Source organism: Enterobacter sp. DN, assembly GCF_046054285.1.
In the GTDB taxonomy this organism is placed as follows: domain Bacteria; phylum Pseudomonadota; class Gammaproteobacteria; order Enterobacterales; family Enterobacteriaceae; genus Enterobacter; species Enterobacter hormaechei_C.
Genome location: NZ_JBJJTG010000015.1, coordinates 1 through 17,142, shown reverse-complemented (window position 1 = coordinate 17,142; position 17,142 = coordinate 1). Strand labels below are relative to the sequence as shown.

Below are 17,142 nucleotides of genomic sequence, written 5' to 3'. Positions count from 1 at the left end.
ATGTTACGTATTGCCGACAAAGTCTTTGATTCACATCTGTTTACCGGAACCGGAAAATTCGCCTCCCCGCAACTGATGGTGGATGCCATTCGTGAAAGCGGCAGCCAGCTGGTGACGCTGGCGATGAAGCGCGTGGATTTGCGTCAGCACAACGATGCCATACTTGCGCCGTTACTGGAGGCAGGCGTGACGCTCTTACCGAATACCTCCGGTGCGAAAACGGCCGAGGAAGCAATTTTCGCTGCGCAACTGGCGCGGGAAGCGCTCGGCACCCGCTGGCTGAAGCTGGAAATTCATCCGGACGCCCGCTGGCTGTTGCCCGATCCGATCGAAACCCTGAAAGCGGCAGAGAAGCTGGTGCAGCAGGGATTCACCGTTCTGCCCTACTGTGGTGCCGACCCCGTGCTCTGTAAGCGTCTGGAAGAGGTCGGCTGCGCGGCCGTAATGCCGCTGGGCGCCCCCATTGGCTCCAACCAGGGGCTGGAGACCCGCGCGATGCTGGAAATCATTATTGAGCAGGCGACCGTGCCCGTGGTGGTGGATGCGGGCATCGGCGTACCCAGTCACGCCGCGCAGGCGCTGGAGATAGGGGCCGATGCGGTGCTGGTCAATACCGCGATTGCGGTGGCCGACGACCCGGTGATGATGGCGCGTGCGTTCCGCCTTGCCGTGGAGTCCGGTCTGCTGGCTCGGCAGTCCGGCCCCGGCTCGCGCAGTGTTCAGGCGCAGGCCACCAGCCCGCTGACCGATTTTCTGGAGGCGCTCTGATGGCTACCTTTACCGATCGCTGGCGTCAGCTTAACTGGGACGATATTGCCTTACGCATCAACAGTAAAACCTCTGCGGACGTAGAGCGGGCATTAACAGCCAAACATTTGACGCGCGAGGATTTGATGGCCCTGCTTTCTCCGGCAGCCAGCGCGTACCTTGAACCGATGGCCCAGCGCGCGCAACGCCTCACCCGCCAGCGCTTTGGCAACACGGTGAGCTTTTACGTGCCGCTCTATCTTTCTAATCTGTGCGCCAATGACTGCACCTACTGTGGTTTCTCCATGAGCAACCGTATTAAGCGTAAAACGCTGGATGAGCATGAGATCGCCCGCGAGTGTGCGGCTATTCGTGAGATGGGTTTTGAACATCTCCTGCTGGTGACGGGTGAACATCAGGGCAAAGTGGGGATGGACTATTTTCGCCAGCATCTTCCGGCCATCCGCCGCGAATTTGCCTCGTTGCAAATGGAAGTGCAGCCTCTGTCGCAGGAGGAATATGCGGAGCTGAAAACCCTCGGGCTGGACGGCGTAATGGTTTATCAGGAAACCTACCATGAGGCGACCTATGCCCGGCATCACCTGAAAGGGAAGAAGCAGGATTTCATCTTCCGGCTGGAAACGCCGGACAGGCTGGGGCGCGCCGGTATCGATAAAATTGGGCTGGGCGCGCTTATCGGTCTGTCCGACAGCTGGCGGGTGGACTGCTATATGGTGGCGGAGCATCTGCTGTGGCTACAGCAGCAGTACTGGCAAAGCCGCTATTCCATCTCTTTCCCGCGGCTGCGTCCCTGTACGGGAGGCGTTGAACCCGCCTCGCTGATGGATGAGCGCCAGCTGGTGCAAACCCTGTGTGCATTTCGCCTGTTCGCGCCGGAAGTGGAATTGTCGCTCTCTACGCGTGAATCCCCCGCGTTTCGCGATCGCGCGATCCCGCTGGCGATCAATAACGTCAGCGCCTTTTCCAAAACGCAGCCGGGCGGTTACGCGGACGATCACCCGGAACTGGAACAGTTTGCACCGCACGACGGCCGACGGCCCGAAGCGGTGGCGGAAGCCCTGACTGCACAGGGGCTCCAGCCGGTGTGGAAAGACTGGGATAGCTGGCTGGGAAGAGCCTCGCATTAGCGCTGAAACTGTCTGCAAAAATGCGAAAAGGTTACGAGGCGGCTCGTAAGATCATAACCGGGCGATTGAGGCGATCTGCCCGGTTTTCTTATGCTTTACCACGTCAGCAACGGACGCTGACCAGGGTGAAAATGCTTCCTCCTCGTTTCGCCCTGCCCTCCGCCTCTTAAACAAAATTCAATTGATACAATAAATACGTCGTTTCTTATCTACGCTTAAGATAAATCATCTCGTCGGTAATCGCCTTCTGTATAATTTACTACCAGCAACCGGACAGCGACTATGCTGAGGGTATCGACAGACGCAACGCGTCTACCATCTGGATTGATGTACAACTCATGGCACTCCACAGTAAAAAGCTCTCTTTTACCCGGCCAATTATGGTCAGCTTCGCGGGGATCCTGTTCAGTTTCGCGCTGATCGCCATCCTGGTCATCCTTTCACAGAGAAAGGATTTTCTTGAGGATTATCATAAAATTAATGGTAATTTCACCCATAATCTGGCGGTGAACTATACCGAATCCATCCTGCGAGAAAATGACTATATTCTTGGTCGCGCTGCGATGTACTTCGCCCGTAACGACAGAGTAAATCAGACAATAAATATCGATCCGACACACGGTTTGCAGATGTTGATGCATTTGCAGAACCTGATGCCGACGGTGTCGTCTATCTCTCTGGCGGACACAGAAGGGCGCCATCTGCGCGCGCCGGAAGTGCTGCCAACGGAGAAAAGTAAGTCGTTCGACGCCAGAACCCGCCCATGGTTTGTCGGGCAAGCGGAAGCCAGCAACTTTCCTCACTACACCCGCCCCTATCTGGACTATTTCACCCAACATCCTACTGTCACCCTCTATAAGCCGGTCATTTCACCGGAAGGCCGTCTGAAGGGCACGCTCGCTTTCCATCTTGATTTAACGTCCATGGGGTATACCCTGCGCCAGATGGTGGCGCCGGTTCAGGGTGAGTTTTTTGTCGTGGAGCGTGACGGCGCCGTTGTGCTGCATCCGGACACGGGGGCGCTCTTTAAGCAGTATGTAAGCGAAGCGCTGATGGACAAAATGACCAGCGGCGAAGGCCATCTTTTCGATCCCAAAAGTAAAACCTGGTATTACTACTACTCTTTCACCAATCCGGACTGGTTTGTGATTTATCGGGTCTCCGATGCCACGCTTACCGTCATCACCCGGCATGAAACCACCGTCGTCGGCTGGGGATTTGCGCTGGCGGCAATCATCATCATTCTGTTCGGGCTTTACCTTCGTCATGCCTCGCGTTCTGTGCTGATGAACATTATCAACGCCATCAAAACCGGCGACGTCAACCAGGCGCCACGCCTTGAGGCGATGCTCAGCCATACCATTCGAACCAATAAAGAACGCGAGCTGGCCTATGTCCGTCAGGCCACCCATGATGCGCTGACAGGCTGCAAAAATCGCCGTGCGTTCGATAACGATGTGGATGAGCTGCTGACTGCTCATCAACCCTTCGTTCTGGCGCTGATCGACATCGATAACTTCAAATCCATTAACGACACCTGGGGCCACCTGAGCGGGGATATTGTGCTGCGCAACGTGGCGCGGGAAGGTATTCAGATCATGCAGCCGCACCACGTTTACGTTTACCGCTACGGTGGAGAAGAGTTCGGCGTGATATTCCCGGCCGAGCTGATGAACTCCGCGCACGCGCTACTGGAAGCCTGGCGCACCGCCGTTGAAAAGCGGACCTGGCGGGAAGAGAACCTGCGAGTGACCTTCAGCGCCGGGATGGGAGAGTGGCACTTCGAACCGCTGGAACAATTTATCGGTAGCGTAGATGAAGCGCTGTATACCGCTAAACAACAGGGTAAAAACCGCATCGTAAGCACGGCCTGCCGATAATACCCTTCCTCAAATTCTGCCCGATCTGACGGGCAGAATGCTCTCCGCTGTAAAATTGTAACCGGTTTCAGAAAAATGCCGATTTCTTTGTGATGCCTGACACACAATCGCGGTAAAGCGGTTGTTGAAGCGGTCTGCACGGGATAATTATCAATAAACACATGTAGATCGAGGCTGACTATGAAGAACATCGTTTTATGCTGTGCAGCGGGAATGTCAACCAGCATGCTGGTTCAACGTATGAAAGATGCCGCGCAGAAAAAAGGAGTCGAAGTAACCATTAAAGCCGTTCCGGTCGCGGAGTTTAAAGATAACATCGCGACGGCTGATATCGTATTACTGGGGCCACAGGTTAAATACGAACAGGCAAAACTCCAGGCGCAGGCCGATCCGCTCGGAAAAAAGGTTGCGGTCATCGACATGATGGATTACGGCATGATGAAAGGTGATGCCGTACTGGAAAAAGCGCTCAAACTTCTGGAGTCATAATGGAAGACTTAGAAACCACGATTATGGAACTGCTGGTCAACGCAGGCGCAGCGCGCAGCGCGGCCCTGACGGCGTTGCAGATGGCGCGAAAAGGCGACTTTGACGAAGCCGAGAAAGCGATGGAAGAATCGCGTGAATATGTAAAACATGCGCATACGATCCAGACGCAGCTTATCGGTCTTGATGAAGGGACCGGGAAACTTCCGGTTAACCTGATCACCGTTCACTCTCAGGATCACCTGATGAACGCGATGGTTATTCAGGATCTGGCGGGCGATATGATTGAGCTTTATCGACGTATCCCGTTAGTGAACTGAAGACATACAGATGTAAAAAAACCCGCCGAGGCGGGTTTTTTATTGTCGGGTGGCGCTACGCTTACCCGACCTGTGATTCATATGCCCGGTAATTTTACCTACCGGGCATCAACGATTACTCGTTGTCGGAACCGCCCAGACCTGCGTTCAGCAGTTCTGCAAGGCTCGCGGATGCATCTTCGGCAGTCACCTGCGGTGCAGCTGGCAGTTCGCCCGCTGCGCGACGGCGCATACGATCCTGGTGGTACGCATAACCGGTACCGGCCGGGATCAGACGACCCACGATAACGTTCTCTTTCAGACCGCGCAGTTCATCACGTTTACCTGCAACAGCCGCTTCGGTCAGGACACGAGTGGTTTCCTGGAACGATGCAGCAGAGATGAAGGACTCGGTTGCCAGAGACGCTTTGGTGATACCCAGCAGATCGCGTGCGAAGGTCGCACCGATTTTGCCGTTCGCTTCCAGATCGCGGTTAGCGATCTTAACGCGTGAGTATTCAACCTGCTCGCCTTCCAGGAAGTCGGAGCTGCCCGCGTTTTCGATGGTTGCTTTACGCAGCATCTGACGAACGATAACTTCAATGTGTTTATCGTTAATCTTAACGCCTTGCAGACGGTATACGTCCTGTACTTCGTTAACAATGTAACGGGTAACAGCATGCACACCACGCAGACGCAGGATGTCGTGCGGCGCTTCTGGACCATCGGAAACCACATCACCACGTTCTACGCGTTCACCCTCGAACACGTTGAGCTGACGCCACTTAGGAATCATCTCTTCGTACGGCTCGCTGCCATCTACTGGCGTGATAACCAGGCGGCGCTTACCTTTGGTCTCTTTACCGAAGGAGATGATACCGCTGATTTCAGCCAGGATCGCAGGCTCTTTCGGACGACGTGCTTCGAACAGGTCCGCAACGCGTGGCAGACCACCGGTGATGTCCTTGGTACCGCCGGATTCCTGAGGAATACGCGCCAGGGTGTCACCAGAGCTGATCTGTACACCATCTTCCAGCTGTACAATCGCTTTACCCGGCAGGAAGTACTGCGCAGGCATATCGGTACCAGGGATCAGAACGTCGTTACCCTGAGCATCAACGATTTTCAGTGCAGGACGCAGATCTTTACCGCCGGTAGTACGTTCAGCAGAATCCAGAACCACCAGAGAAGACAGACCGGTCAGCTCGTCGGTCTGACGAGTAATGGTCTGGCCGTCGATCATGTCAGTGAAGCGGATGAAACCACTTACTTCGGTGATAACCGGCATGGTGTGTGGATCCCAGTTTGCAACGGTTTCACCGCCAGCAACCTGCTCGCCATCACCTTTCGCCATAACCGCACCGTAAGGCACTTTATAGCTCTCTTTGGTACGACCGAATTCGTCGATCAGCTTCAGCTCGGTGTTACGGGAAGTGATAACCAGTTTACCGCTGGAGTTCACAACCGACTTCGCGTTGCTGAGCTTGATGCTACCTTTGTTTTTCACCTGGATGCTGGATTCAGCAGCCGCACGAGATGCCGCACCACCGATGTGGAACGTACGCATCGTCAGCTGTGTACCCGGCTCACCGATGGACTGTGCCGCGATAACGCCGATAGCCTCACCTTTGTTGATGATGTGGCCACGCGCCAGGTCACGACCGTAGCAGTGCGCACACACACCAAAGTCGGTGTCACAGGATACAACGGAACGCACTTTCACGGAGTCAACAGAGTTCGCTTCCAGCAGGTCACACCACTGTTCGTGCAGCAGGGTGTTGCGTGGAACCAGAATGTCTGCGGTGCCCGGCTTCAGAATGTCTTCCGCGGTCACACGACCCAGTACGCGATCGCGCAGCGGCTCTTTAACATCACCACCCTCGATAACCGGGGTCATGGTGATACCTTCGAGGGTGCCACAATCGTCTTCGGTGACGACCAGATCCTGCGCAACGTCAACCAGACGACGCGTCAGATAACCGGAGTTCGCCGTTTTCAGTGCGGTATCCGCCAGACCTTTACGCGCACCGTGCGTGGAGATGAAGTACTGGAGTACGTTCAGACCTTCACGGAAGTTCGCAGTGATTGGCGTTTCGATGATGGAGCCATCTGGCTTCGCCATCAGACCACGCATACCTGCCAGCTGACGAATCTGTGCCGCAGAACCACGCGCACCGGAGTCGGCCATCATGTAGATGCTGTTGAAGGAGACCTGCTGCTCTTCTACGCCGTCACGGTTAATCACGGTTTCGGTTTGCAGGTTATCCATCATCGCTTTAGATACACGATCGTTCGCCGCAGCCCAGATATCGATAACTTTGTTGTAACGTTCGCCTGCGGTTACCAGACCAGACTGGAACTGCTCCTGGATCTCAGCAACTTCAGCTTCCGCTTCAGAGATGATCTCGTGTTTCTTCTCTGGGATGACCATGTCATCGATACCAACAGATGCACCTGAACGCGCTGCATAAGCAAAGCCGGTGTACATTGTCTGGTCAGCGAAGATAACGGTCGGCTTCAGACCCAGAATGCGGTAACAGGTGTTCAGCATTTTGGAGATCGCTTTCTTGCCCAGCGCCTGGTTGACGATGGAGAAAGGCAGACCTTTCGGTACGATCATCCACAGAATGGCACGGCCAACGGTCGTGTCTTTCAGGCTGGTGTGCGCAACGAACTCGCCGTTTTCATCTTTTTCGTATTCGGTGATACGCACTTTAACGCGCGCATGCAGAGAGGCCAGGCCAGCGCGATAAATACGCTCAGCTTCTTTCGGGCCAGTCAGCACCATGCCTTCGCCTTTGGCGTTAACACAGTCACGGGTCATGTAGTACAGACCCAGTACAACGTCCTGAGAAGGAACGATGATAGGTTCACCGTTCGCTGGAGACAGGATGTTGTTGGTAGACATCATCAGCGCACGCGCTTCGAGCTGGGCTTCCAGCGTCAGCGGTACGTGAACAGCCATCTGGTCACCATCGAAGTCGGCGTTATAGGCCGCACAAACCAGCGGGTGCAGCTGGATCGCTTTACCTTCGATCAGGACTGGCTCAAAGGCCTGGATACCCAGACGGTGCAGAGTTGGTGCACGGTTCAGCAGTACCGGGTGTTCGCGGATCACTTCGTCCAGGATATCCCAAACGACAGCTTCTTCACGCTCAACCATTTTCTTCGCGGCTTTGATGGTGGTGGCGAGGCCACGCAGTTCCAGCTTGCCGTAGATGAACGGTTTGAACAGCTCCAGTGCCATTTTCTTCGGCAGACCGCACTGATGCAGACGCAGGTATGGACCTACGGTGATTACAGAACGACCGGAGTAGTCAACACGCTTACCGAGCAGGTTCTGACGGAAACGACCCTGCTTACCTTTGATCATGTCGGCCAAAGATTTCAGAGGACGTTTGTTAGAACCGGTGATCGCACGACCACGACGACCGTTATCTAACAGGGCATCGACTGCTTCCTGAAGCATACGTTTTTCGTTGCGTACGATGATGTCCGGCGCAGCCAGATCCAGCAGACGTTTCAGACGGTTGTTACGGTTGATCACGCGACGGTACAGATCGTTCAGATCCGACGTTGCGAAACGACCACCATCCAGCGGAACCAGCGGACGCAGATCTGGCGGCAGAACCGGCAGAACGGTCAGGATCATCCACTCTGGTTTGTTACCAGACTGAACGAACGCTTCCAGCAGTTTGATACGCTTGGTCAGCTTTTTACGCTTGGTTTCGGAGTTGGTTTCGTTCAGCTCTTCGCGCAGAGTTTCACACTCTTGCTCCAGATCCATGCTCTTCAGCAGGGCCTGGATAGCTTCCGCACCCATCTTCGCGTCGAATTCGTCACCGAACTCTTCCAGCGCGTCCAGATACTGTTCTTCGGTCAGGATCTGGTTACGTTCCAGATTGGTCATCCCGCCTTCGATAACCACATAAGATTCGAAGTACAGAACACGTTCGATATCGCGCAGCGGCATATCCAGCAGCAGACCGATACGGGACGGCAGAGATTTCAGGAACCAGATGTGAGCGGTCGGAGACGCCAGCTCGATGTGGCCCATACGCTCACGGCGTACTTTGGTCTGGGTCACTTCAACGCCGCACTTCTCACAGATCACACCACGGTGTTTCAGGCGCTTGTACTTACCGCACAGGCACTCGTAATCTTTTACTGGCCCGAAAATACGCGCACAGAAAAGGCCGTCACGCTCAGGTTTGAACGTACGGTAGTTAATGGTTTCCGGCTTTTTAACTTCACCGAAAGACCATGAACGGATCATGTCTGGCGAAGCCAGAGCAATTTTGATCGCATCAAACTCTTCGGTTTTAGTTTGCGCTTTCAGAAACTTTAATAAGTCTTTCACGGATTTGCTCCCGTCGGAGTTAGCACACTCTGCTGTCGGGCGTTAACCCGACAGCAGTGACCTGTTTGAGCGAGAATTACTCGTCTTCCAGTTCGATGTTGATACCCAGCGAACGAATCTCTTTCAACAGTACGTTGAAGGATTCTGGCATGCCCGGTTCCATCTGATGGTTGCCGTCTACGATGTTCTTATACATCTTAGTACGACCGTTCACGTCATCAGACTTAACGGTGAGCATTTCCTGCAAGGTGTATGCTGCGCCGTATGCTTCCAGCGCCCACACTTCCATCTCCCCGAAGCGCTGACCACCGAACTGAGCCTTACCACCCAGCGGCTGCTGAGTAACCAGGCTGTAAGAACCGGTAGAACGAGCGTGCATCTTGTCGTCGACCAGGTGGTTCAGTTTCAGCATGTACATGTAACCTACGGTTACCGGACGCTCGAACTGTTCACCGGTACGGCCGTCAAACAGCGTAATCTGGCCAGACGTTGGCAGACCACCCAGTTGCAGCAGCTCTTTAATTTCAGCTTCTTTTGCACCGTCGAATACCGGCGTTGCAATTGGCATACCTTTGCGCAGGTTCTCTGCCAGACGCAGCACTTCTTCATCGCTGAAGGTGTTCAGGTCGACTTTCTGACGAACGTCGGTACCCAGATCGTAGGCACGCTGGATGAACTCGCGCAGTTTCGCGACTTCCTGCTGCTGTTTCAGCATGGCGTTGATCTTATCGCCGATACCTTTCGCAGCCATACCCAGGTGGGTTTCCAGAATCTGACCGATGTTCATACGAGACGGTACGCCCAGTGGGTTCAGTACGATATCTACCGGCGTACCGTTAGCATCGTGCGGCATATCTTCGATCGGGTTGATCTTAGAGATAACACCCTTGTTACCGTGACGACCTGCCATCTTATCACCAGGCTGGATCTGACGTTTAACAGCCAGATACACCTTAACAATCTTCAGCACGCCTGGTGCCAGATCGTCGCCCTGAGTGATTTTGCGGCGTTTCGCTTCGAGTTTTTTCTCGAACTCGTGTTTCAGTTCGTCATACTGCTCAGCCAGCTGTTCCAGCTGATTCTGTTTCTCTTCGTCGGTCAGGCCCAGTTCCAGCCAGCGATCGCGTGGCAGTTTGTCGAGCTTCTCAGCTTCAACGCCACCGGCAACCAGCACCGCATAGATACGGCTGAACAGACCTGCTTCGAGGATTTGCAGTTCTTCAGACAGGTCTTTCTTAGCCTGTTTGAGCTGCATCTCTTCGATTTCCAGCGCACGCTTATCTTTCTCAACGCCGTCACGGGTGAAGACCTGAACGTCGATAACCGTACCGGAAACACCGTTTGGTACGCGCAGAGAAGAGTCTTTAACGTCAGACGCTTTCTCACCGAAGATAGCACGCAGCAGTTTCTCTTCTGGCGTCAGCTGGGTTTCGCCTTTCGGCGTGACCTTACCAACCAGAATGTCACCGCCGGTCACTTCCGCACCGATGTAAACAATACCGGATTCATCCAGTTTAGAGAGCGCAGCTTCACCCACGTTCGGGATGTCAGCGGTGATCTCTTCTGGCCCCAGCTTGGTGTCACGGGACACACATGCCAGTTCCTGAATGTGGATGGTGGTGAAACGATCTTCCTGAACCACACGCTCGGAGACGAGGATGGAGTCTTCGAAGTTGTAACCGTTCCACGGCATGAACGCTACGCGCATGTTCTGACCGAGCGCCAGTTCACCGAGGTCGGTGGACGGACCGTCTGCCAGCACGTCGCCGCGCTCAACTGGCTCACCCAGAGACACACATGGCATCTGGTTGATACAGGTGTTCTGGTTAGAACGGGTGTATTTGGTCAGGTTGTAGATGTCGATACCCGCTTCGCCCGGATACATCTCGTCTTCGTTAACTTTGATAACGATACGGGATGCGTCAACGTACTGAACGGTACCGCCACGCTTAGCAACTGCTGTAACACCAGAGTCAACGGCAACAGCACGTTCCATACCGGTACCAACCAGCGGCTTATCAGCACGCAGAGTTGGAACGGCCTGACGTTGCATGTTCGCACCCATCAATGCACGGTTGGCGTCATCGTGTTCCAGGAACGGGATCAGGGACGCACCGACGGATACCACCTGCTGGGTGGATACGTCCATGTAGTCAACCTGGTCGCGACTGAACAAGCTGGATTCGCCTTTGCTACGGCAGGTAACCAGATCTTCTACAAAGTGGCCTTCGTCATCCAGGTTGGAGTTCGCCTGAGCGATAACGTAGTTGCCTTCTTCGATAGCAGACAGGTAATGAATTTCGTCAGTAACAACACCGTCGGTCACTTTACGATACGGGGTCTCGAGGAAACCGTATTCGTTCGTCTGTGCATAGACGGACAGGGAGTTGATCAGACCGATGTTTGGACCTTCAGGCGTTTCGATTGGACATACGCGACCGTAGTGAGTCGGGTGTACGTCTCGAACTTCAAAGCCTGCGCGTTCACGGGTCAGACCGCCTGGGCCGAGTGCGGAGATACGACGTTTGTGTGTGATCTCAGACAGCGGGTTGTTCTGGTCCATGAACTGAGACAGCTGGCTGGAACCGAAGAACTCTTTCACTGCCGCAGAAATCGGCTTGGCGTTGATCATATCCTGAGGCATCAGGGTATCCAGATCGCCCAGAGACAGACGCTCTTTCACCGCACGCTCTACACGTACCAGGCCAACGCGGAACTGGTTTTCCGCCATTTCGCCTACGGAACGGATACGACGGTTGCCGAGGTGGTCGATATCGTCCACTTCGCCTTTACCGTTACGGATATCGATGAGCTTCTTCATCACTTCAATGATGTCGTCTTTGCTCAGGATACCGGAACCTTCGATCTCGTCGCGCAGCAGAGAACGGTTGAACTTCATACGACCAACCGCGGACAGATCGTAGCGGTCTTCGGAGAAGAACAGGTTCTCGAACAGGCTTTCAGCCGCTTCGCGAGTTGGTGGCTCACCAGGACGCATCATGCGGTAGATTTCGACCAGCGCGCTCAGACGATCGTTGGTTGGGTCGACGCGTACAGTCTCAGAGATGTACGGACCGTGGTCCAGATCGTTGGTGAACAGCGTTTCGATACGTTTGTGGCCAGACTGGCTCAGCTTAGCCAGCAGATCCAGGCTCAGCTCCATGTTCGCCGGGCAGATCAGCTCGCCAGTTGATTCATCAACGTAATCTTTCGCGGCTACTTTTCCTGCAATGTATTCAACCGGAACTTCGATGTGTTTGATATCATCTTTTTCCAGCTGGCGGATGTGGCGCGCGGTGATACGGCGACCTTTTTCCACATACACTTTGCCGTCGGCTTCGATGTCGAACGACGCGGTCTCACCACGCAGACGTTCCGGCACCAACTCCATCTGCAACTTGTTGTCGCGGATTTCAAAGATCACTTTCTCAAAGAACAGGTCCAGGATCTGCTCAGTGGTATAGTTCAGTGCACGCAGAATGATGGTTGCAGGCAGCTTACGACGACGGTCGATACGGACAAACAGGTTGTCTTTTGGATCGAATTCGAAGTCCAGCCATGAACCACGGTAAGGAATGATGCGTGCGTTATACAGTACTTTACCGGAAGAGTGCGTTTTACCTTTATCGCTGTCGAAGAAGACGCCCGGGCTACGGTGCAGCTGGGAAACGATAACACGCTCAGTACCGTTGATAACGAAAGTACCGTTGTCCGTCATGAGTGGAATTTCACCCATGTAGACTTCTTGTTCTTTAATGTCTTTTACGGTGCCTTCCGGCGCTTCGCGCTCGTAGATCACCAGACGCAGTTTTACGCGCAGCGGTGCGGAATAGGTCACGCCACGGATCTGACATTCCTGAACGTCAAACACCGGTTCGCCAAGGCGGTAGCTGACGTACTGCAGCTCGGAATTACCGCTGTAGCTCTGAATCGGGAACACGGAACGGAAGGCTGCTTCCAGGCCGTACTGCCCTTCAGGATCTTGCTCGATAAACTTCTGGAACGAGTCAAGCTGGATAGAAAGGAGATATGGAATGTCCAGAACTTGTGGACGTTTACCAAAATCCTTACGAATACGTTTTTTCTCGGTATAGGAGTAAACCATAGGGTTCCTCAGCTCGCTGACAAGTCGACCCATCTGCCCGACGAAGGGACAGTTTGTGCAACACCATTTTGTGGACCGGAAAATTGAATACTTTCCGCAATACCTGTTGCTATCACGCTTAAACCATTTCATTGCGATTTACACAGAGCGAGCACCCTGTCGCAGTATATTAAGTCGTCGATAGAAACAAGCATTGTCAGGACAACCAGCAGTCAAACAGTGTGAAATGCTGCTGATGCCTTACAGCGCAAAAAGGCTGGTGACTAAAAAGTCACCAGCCATCAGCCTAATTGCTTAGGCTGCAACCAGAAAAGTTGGCTTATTTAACTTCAACTTCAGCGCCAGCTTCTTCCAGAGATTTTTTCAGTGCTTCTGCGTCGTCTTTGCTCACGCCTTCTTTCAGCGCAGCTGGAGCAGATTCTACCAGGTCTTTAGCTTCTTTCAGACCCAGGCCAGTTGCGCCACGTACTGCTTTGATTACAGCAACTTTGTTCGCGCCAGCAGCTTTCAGAATTACGTCGAATTCAGTTTTTTCTTCAGCAGCTTCAGCCGGGCCCGCAGCTACAGCTACAGCAGCAGCAGCAGAAACACCGAATTTTTCTTCCATTGCAGAAACCAGCTCTACAACGTCCATTACGGACATAGCTGCTACTGCTTCAATGATTTGATCTTTAGTGATAGACATTTAAATTGTTCCTGAAAATCAGAATAAGTTTATACGTAAGCAAATGCTTTATAAAGATAACTGCGATTAAGCAGCTTCTTTCGCATCGCGTACAGCAGCCAGAGTGCGAACCAGTTTGCCAGCCGCAGCTTCTTTCATGGTTGCCATCAGGCGTGCAATTGCTTCTTCGTAGGTCGGCAGGGTTGCCAGGCGATCGATTTGCGATGCCGGGATCAACTCACCTTCAAAGGCTGCAGCTTTGACCTCAAATTTTGCATTCGCTTTCGCGAACTCTTTGAACAGACGAGCAGCAGCGCCCGGGTGTTCCATAGAGTATGCAATCAGGGTCGGACCAACAAACGTGTCTTTCAGGCACTCGAACTGAGTACCTTCAACTACGCGACGCAGCAGGGTGTTACGAACAACACGCATGTATACGCCAGCTTCACGACCTGCTTTACGCAGTTCAGTCATTTTGTCTACAGTAACGCCACGGGAATCCGCAACTACTGCAGACAGCGCGCCTTTGGCTACTTCGCTGACTTCAGCAACAATCGCTTGTTTGTCTTGAAGATTTAAAGCCATTAGCTTTGCTCCTGGATGTTTGCCGGAACTCATGTTCCGGAACTCACTTCACTCGACCCAACGGGAAGAGCGTCTTAATACGGTGAGCAGAAACAAGCCAGAGTATTTAAAATAATCTTAGCGTTCTGTCACCGTCTACGCAGGGGATTAAGTTTCTTGCGAAACACCTGCGGTCTTCGACGGAGGCCTGGATAGGCCAGGCTCCAACGAACAATTCTTTTAGCCGCTAACTTTTGTTAGCAAACGTGGGGGTAAGATTGTAGACAAAATCACCGCCCACGTAAAGGCATTAGTTTGCAGCAGCGCTCAGGCCAGCCTGGTCAACTGCAACACCTGCACCCATGGTGGTGGAGATGCTAACTTTCTTGATGTACACGCCTTTCGCCTGAGTTGGTTTTGCTTTTTTCAGCGCAACCAGCAGAGCTTCCAGGTTTTCTTTCAGTTTGTCAGCGTCAAAGTCCACTTTACCGATGGTGGTGTGGATGATGCCGTTTTTGTCGTTACGGTAACGAACCTGACCTGCTTTAGCGTTCTTAACCGCTTCAGCAACGTTAGGCGTTACAGTACCCACTTTCGGGTTTGGCATCAGGCCGCGTGGACCCAGAACCTGGCCCAGCTGGCCAACAACGCGCATTGCATCTGGAGAAGCAATAACAACGTCAAAGTTCATTTCGCCTTTCTTGATCTGATCAGCCAGATCTTCCATACCTACCAGTTCAGCGCCGGCAGCTTTAGCAGCTTCAGCGTTTGCACCCTGAGCAAATACAGCTACGCGTACGGAACGGCCAGTACCGTGTGGCAGTACAGTTGCGCCACGAACGTTCTGATCGGATTTACGAGCGTCGATGCCCAGGTTAACGGCAACGTCAACGCTTTCAACGAACTTAGCAGTTGCCAGTTCTTTCAGCAGAGCGATAGCTTCGTTGATGTCGTACTGTTTGGTCGCATCAACTTTGTCACGGATCACGGACATGCGCTTGGTCAGTTTAGCCATTTCTTAGTCCTCCACTACCAGGCCCATGGAACGTGCAGTACCTTCGATGGAGCGAGTCATCGCTTCAATGTCGGAACCAGTCATGTCGGCAGCTTTGGTCTGCGCGATTTCCTGCAACTGAGCGCGGGAAATTTTACCCACTTTGTCTTTGTTCGGCTTACCGGAACCAGACTTGATGCCCGCTGCTTTCTTCAGCAGAACTGCTGCTGGAGGGGTTTTGGTAACGAAAGTGAAAGAACGGTCAGCGTAAACAGTGATTACAACTGGGATTGGCAGACCTTTTTCCATGGATTCAGTTTTGGCGTTGAACGCTTTACAGAATTCCATGATGTTCACACCCTGCTGACCCAGAGCTGGACCAACTGGTGGACTTGGGTTCGCCATACCTGCTGCAACCTGCAGCTTGACGTAGGCTTGTACTTTCTTAGCCATTCTAAAATCCTCTGATTGGGTAATAACGCCTCGGAGAGGCTCCCCGTGAATAAAATTCGTTTTACGGGCCGGGGCCCATAAAAACAAAAGGCGCGAAATTGTATTCCAATCTCGCGCCCTGTGCAACGATTAAATCGTCGCTTTTTTGATCGCTGCTTAGGCTTTTTCTACCTGAGCAAAGTCCAGCTCTACCGGGGTCGCACGACCAAAGATAGAAACGGAAACTTTCAGGCGGGACTTCTCGTAGTCCACTTCTTCGACGACGCCATTGAAGTCAGCAAACGGACCGTCGTTAACACGAACCATCTCACCCGGTTCAAACAGCGTTTTCGGACGCGGTTTATCACCAACCTGCTGGAGGCGGTTCATAATCGCATCAACTTCTTTGTCGCTGATTGGCGCCGGACGGTCAGATGTGCCGCCGATAAAGCCCATCACGCGTGGTACGCTGCGCACCAGGTGCCAGCTCGCGTCGTTCATCACCATCTGAACCAGCACGTAACCCGGGAAGAATTTACGCTCGCTTTTGCGACGTTGGCCGCCACGGATCTCAACCACTTCTTCGGTCGGAACCATAACTTCGCCAAATAACTCTTCCATATTGTGTAATTTGATATGCTCACGCAGCGACGTAGCTACGCGGCCTTCAAAACCGGAAAACGCCTGAACGACGTACCAGCGCTTTTTAGGGGCTTCAGACATCTCAGAACCTCAGGCCAGTGATAAAGGATACCAGGCGAACCAGAATACCATCCAGTCCCCACAGGATCAGTGACATTACAGCGGTTACCGCCGCTACAATCAGCGTGGTGTGCAATGTTTCCTGGCGAGTCGGCCAAATGACCTTGCGGACTTCGGTACGCGCTTCGCGGGCAAACGCAACGGTCGCTTTGCCTTTCGTCGTCAACAGCGCGACACCACCCGCCGCAGCAATCAGAATTACCACTGCAAGCGCGCGTAGCGGCAGCATCATGTCACGATAAAGATAGTTGCCGACAATCGCCACAATCAGCAGCACGGCTACAACTACCCATTTCATCGCTTCCAGGCCGCGCCCGCTCCCTTGAGCTTCGGTATTCGCACTCATAAACCAACCTGTCAGAAGTATTCTACAAACATTTTCACCCCGCGTGTGCGAGGCAAACCAATCGAAATGCTATTCGCTTTTCGTATTATACGCTCTCCGCAGAGCCTGTCTCAGCAATGATTATGACAAAATTAATCACTGATGAGCCAGGTTCTGATGTGAAAGCGTGCAAAAAGGGCATCAAATGATGCCCTTTTATTGCGCATTGCGTCAAATGTTATCAGCGATTAGCCGAGAACTTTAGCAACAACGCCCGCGCCAACGGTACGGCCGCCTTCACGGATTGCGAAACGCAGACCGTCGTCCATCGCGATTGGGTGGATCAGCGTCACAACCATCTTGATGTTGTCGCCTG

13 protein-coding genes and 1 pseudogene are annotated in these 17,142 nt (G+C 53.3%); 5 read left to right on the top strand and 9 right to left on the bottom strand.

Features of this window, described 5'->3' with window-relative positions; all coding sequences use genetic code 11:
* The 5 genes from thiG to ACJTMZ_RS21860 all read left to right on the top strand — a co-directional run bounded on the left by thiG (position 1) and on the right by ACJTMZ_RS21860 (position 4,581).
* Positions 1-768 (top strand): thiazole synthase, encoded by a 768-nt coding sequence (gene thiG / locus ACJTMZ_RS21880; RefSeq protein ID WP_015569972.1) that lies wholly within the window; start codon positions 1-3, stop codon positions 766-768.
* Entirely contained in the window at positions 768-1,895 is a 1,128-nt protein-coding gene (gene thiH / locus ACJTMZ_RS21875) for a 2-iminoacetate synthase ThiH (RefSeq protein ID WP_015569973.1), read from the top strand. The genes thiG and thiH overlap by 1 nt, the downstream gene beginning before the upstream one ends.
* Before the next feature lie 338 nt (positions 1,896-2,233).
* Positions 2,234-3,775 carry a sensor domain-containing diguanylate cyclase gene (locus tag ACJTMZ_RS21870; RefSeq protein WP_047728826.1) on the top strand — a complete coding sequence of 514 codons (1,542 nt, stop codon included), beginning with the start codon at positions 2,234-2,236 and terminating at the stop codon, positions 3,773-3,775.
* A gap of 180 nt (positions 3,776-3,955) precedes the next feature.
* A complete protein-coding gene (locus ACJTMZ_RS21865) occupies positions 3,956-4,264 on the top strand; it encodes a PTS sugar transporter subunit IIB (protein WP_010425948.1) in 309 nt (102 codons plus the stop codon).
* Entirely contained in the window at positions 4,264-4,581 is a 318-nt protein-coding gene (locus ACJTMZ_RS21860) for a PTS lactose/cellobiose transporter subunit IIA (protein WP_003862327.1), read from the top strand. Before ACJTMZ_RS21865 ends, ACJTMZ_RS21860 begins: the two co-directional genes overlap by 1 nt.
* A gap of 115 nt (positions 4,582-4,696) precedes the next feature.
* On the opposite strand, the gene rpoC is transcribed toward ACJTMZ_RS21860, so the two are convergent.
* The 9 genes and pseudogenes from rpoC to tuf all read right to left on the bottom strand — a co-directional run.
* A complete protein-coding gene (gene rpoC / locus ACJTMZ_RS21855; protein WP_017384083.1) occupies positions 4,697-8,920 on the bottom strand; it encodes a DNA-directed RNA polymerase subunit beta' in 4,224 nt (1,407 codons plus the stop codon).
* A 76-nt stretch (positions 8,921-8,996) separates the two neighbouring features.
* Complete coding sequence (gene rpoB / locus ACJTMZ_RS21850; protein WP_015569976.1) at positions 8,997-13,025, bottom strand: DNA-directed RNA polymerase subunit beta; 4,029 nt, start codon at positions 13,023-13,025, stop codon at positions 8,997-8,999.
* 319 nt (positions 13,026-13,344) lie between these two features.
* On the bottom strand, positions 13,345-13,710 hold the full coding sequence (gene rplL / locus ACJTMZ_RS21845) for a 50S ribosomal protein L7/L12 (protein ID WP_002445276.1): 366 nt from the start codon (positions 13,708-13,710) through the stop codon (positions 13,345-13,347).
* A 66-nt stretch (positions 13,711-13,776) separates the two neighbouring features.
* Entirely contained in the window at positions 13,777-14,274 is a 498-nt protein-coding gene (rplJ, locus tag ACJTMZ_RS21840) for a 50S ribosomal protein L10 (protein WP_003862338.1), read from the bottom strand.
* Between the two features lie 289 nt (positions 14,275-14,563).
* A complete protein-coding gene (gene rplA / locus ACJTMZ_RS21835) occupies positions 14,564-15,268 on the bottom strand; it encodes a 50S ribosomal protein L1 (protein WP_006810530.1) in 705 nt (234 codons plus the stop codon).
* Positions 15,269-15,271: 3 nt separating this feature from the next.
* Positions 15,272-15,700: a 50S ribosomal protein L11 gene (rplK, locus tag ACJTMZ_RS21830; RefSeq protein ID WP_003862340.1), complete on the bottom strand. Its 429-nt coding sequence runs from the start codon at positions 15,698-15,700 to the stop codon at positions 15,272-15,274.
* Positions 15,701-15,856: 156 nt separating this feature from the next.
* Entirely contained in the window at positions 15,857-16,402 is a 546-nt protein-coding gene (gene nusG, locus ACJTMZ_RS21825; RefSeq protein ID WP_003862341.1) for a transcription termination/antitermination protein NusG, read from the bottom strand.
* A gap of 1 nt (position 16,403) precedes the next feature.
* The gene (gene secE, locus ACJTMZ_RS21820; RefSeq protein WP_003862342.1) at positions 16,404-16,787 is read right to left on the bottom strand and encodes a preprotein translocase subunit SecE; all 384 of its coding nucleotides are present in this window, start codon (positions 16,785-16,787) and stop codon (positions 16,404-16,406) included.
* Between the two features lie 227 nt (positions 16,788-17,014).
* A pseudogene (tuf, locus tag ACJTMZ_RS21815) lies at positions 17,015-17,142 on the bottom strand (elongation factor Tu); the annotation flags it as partial.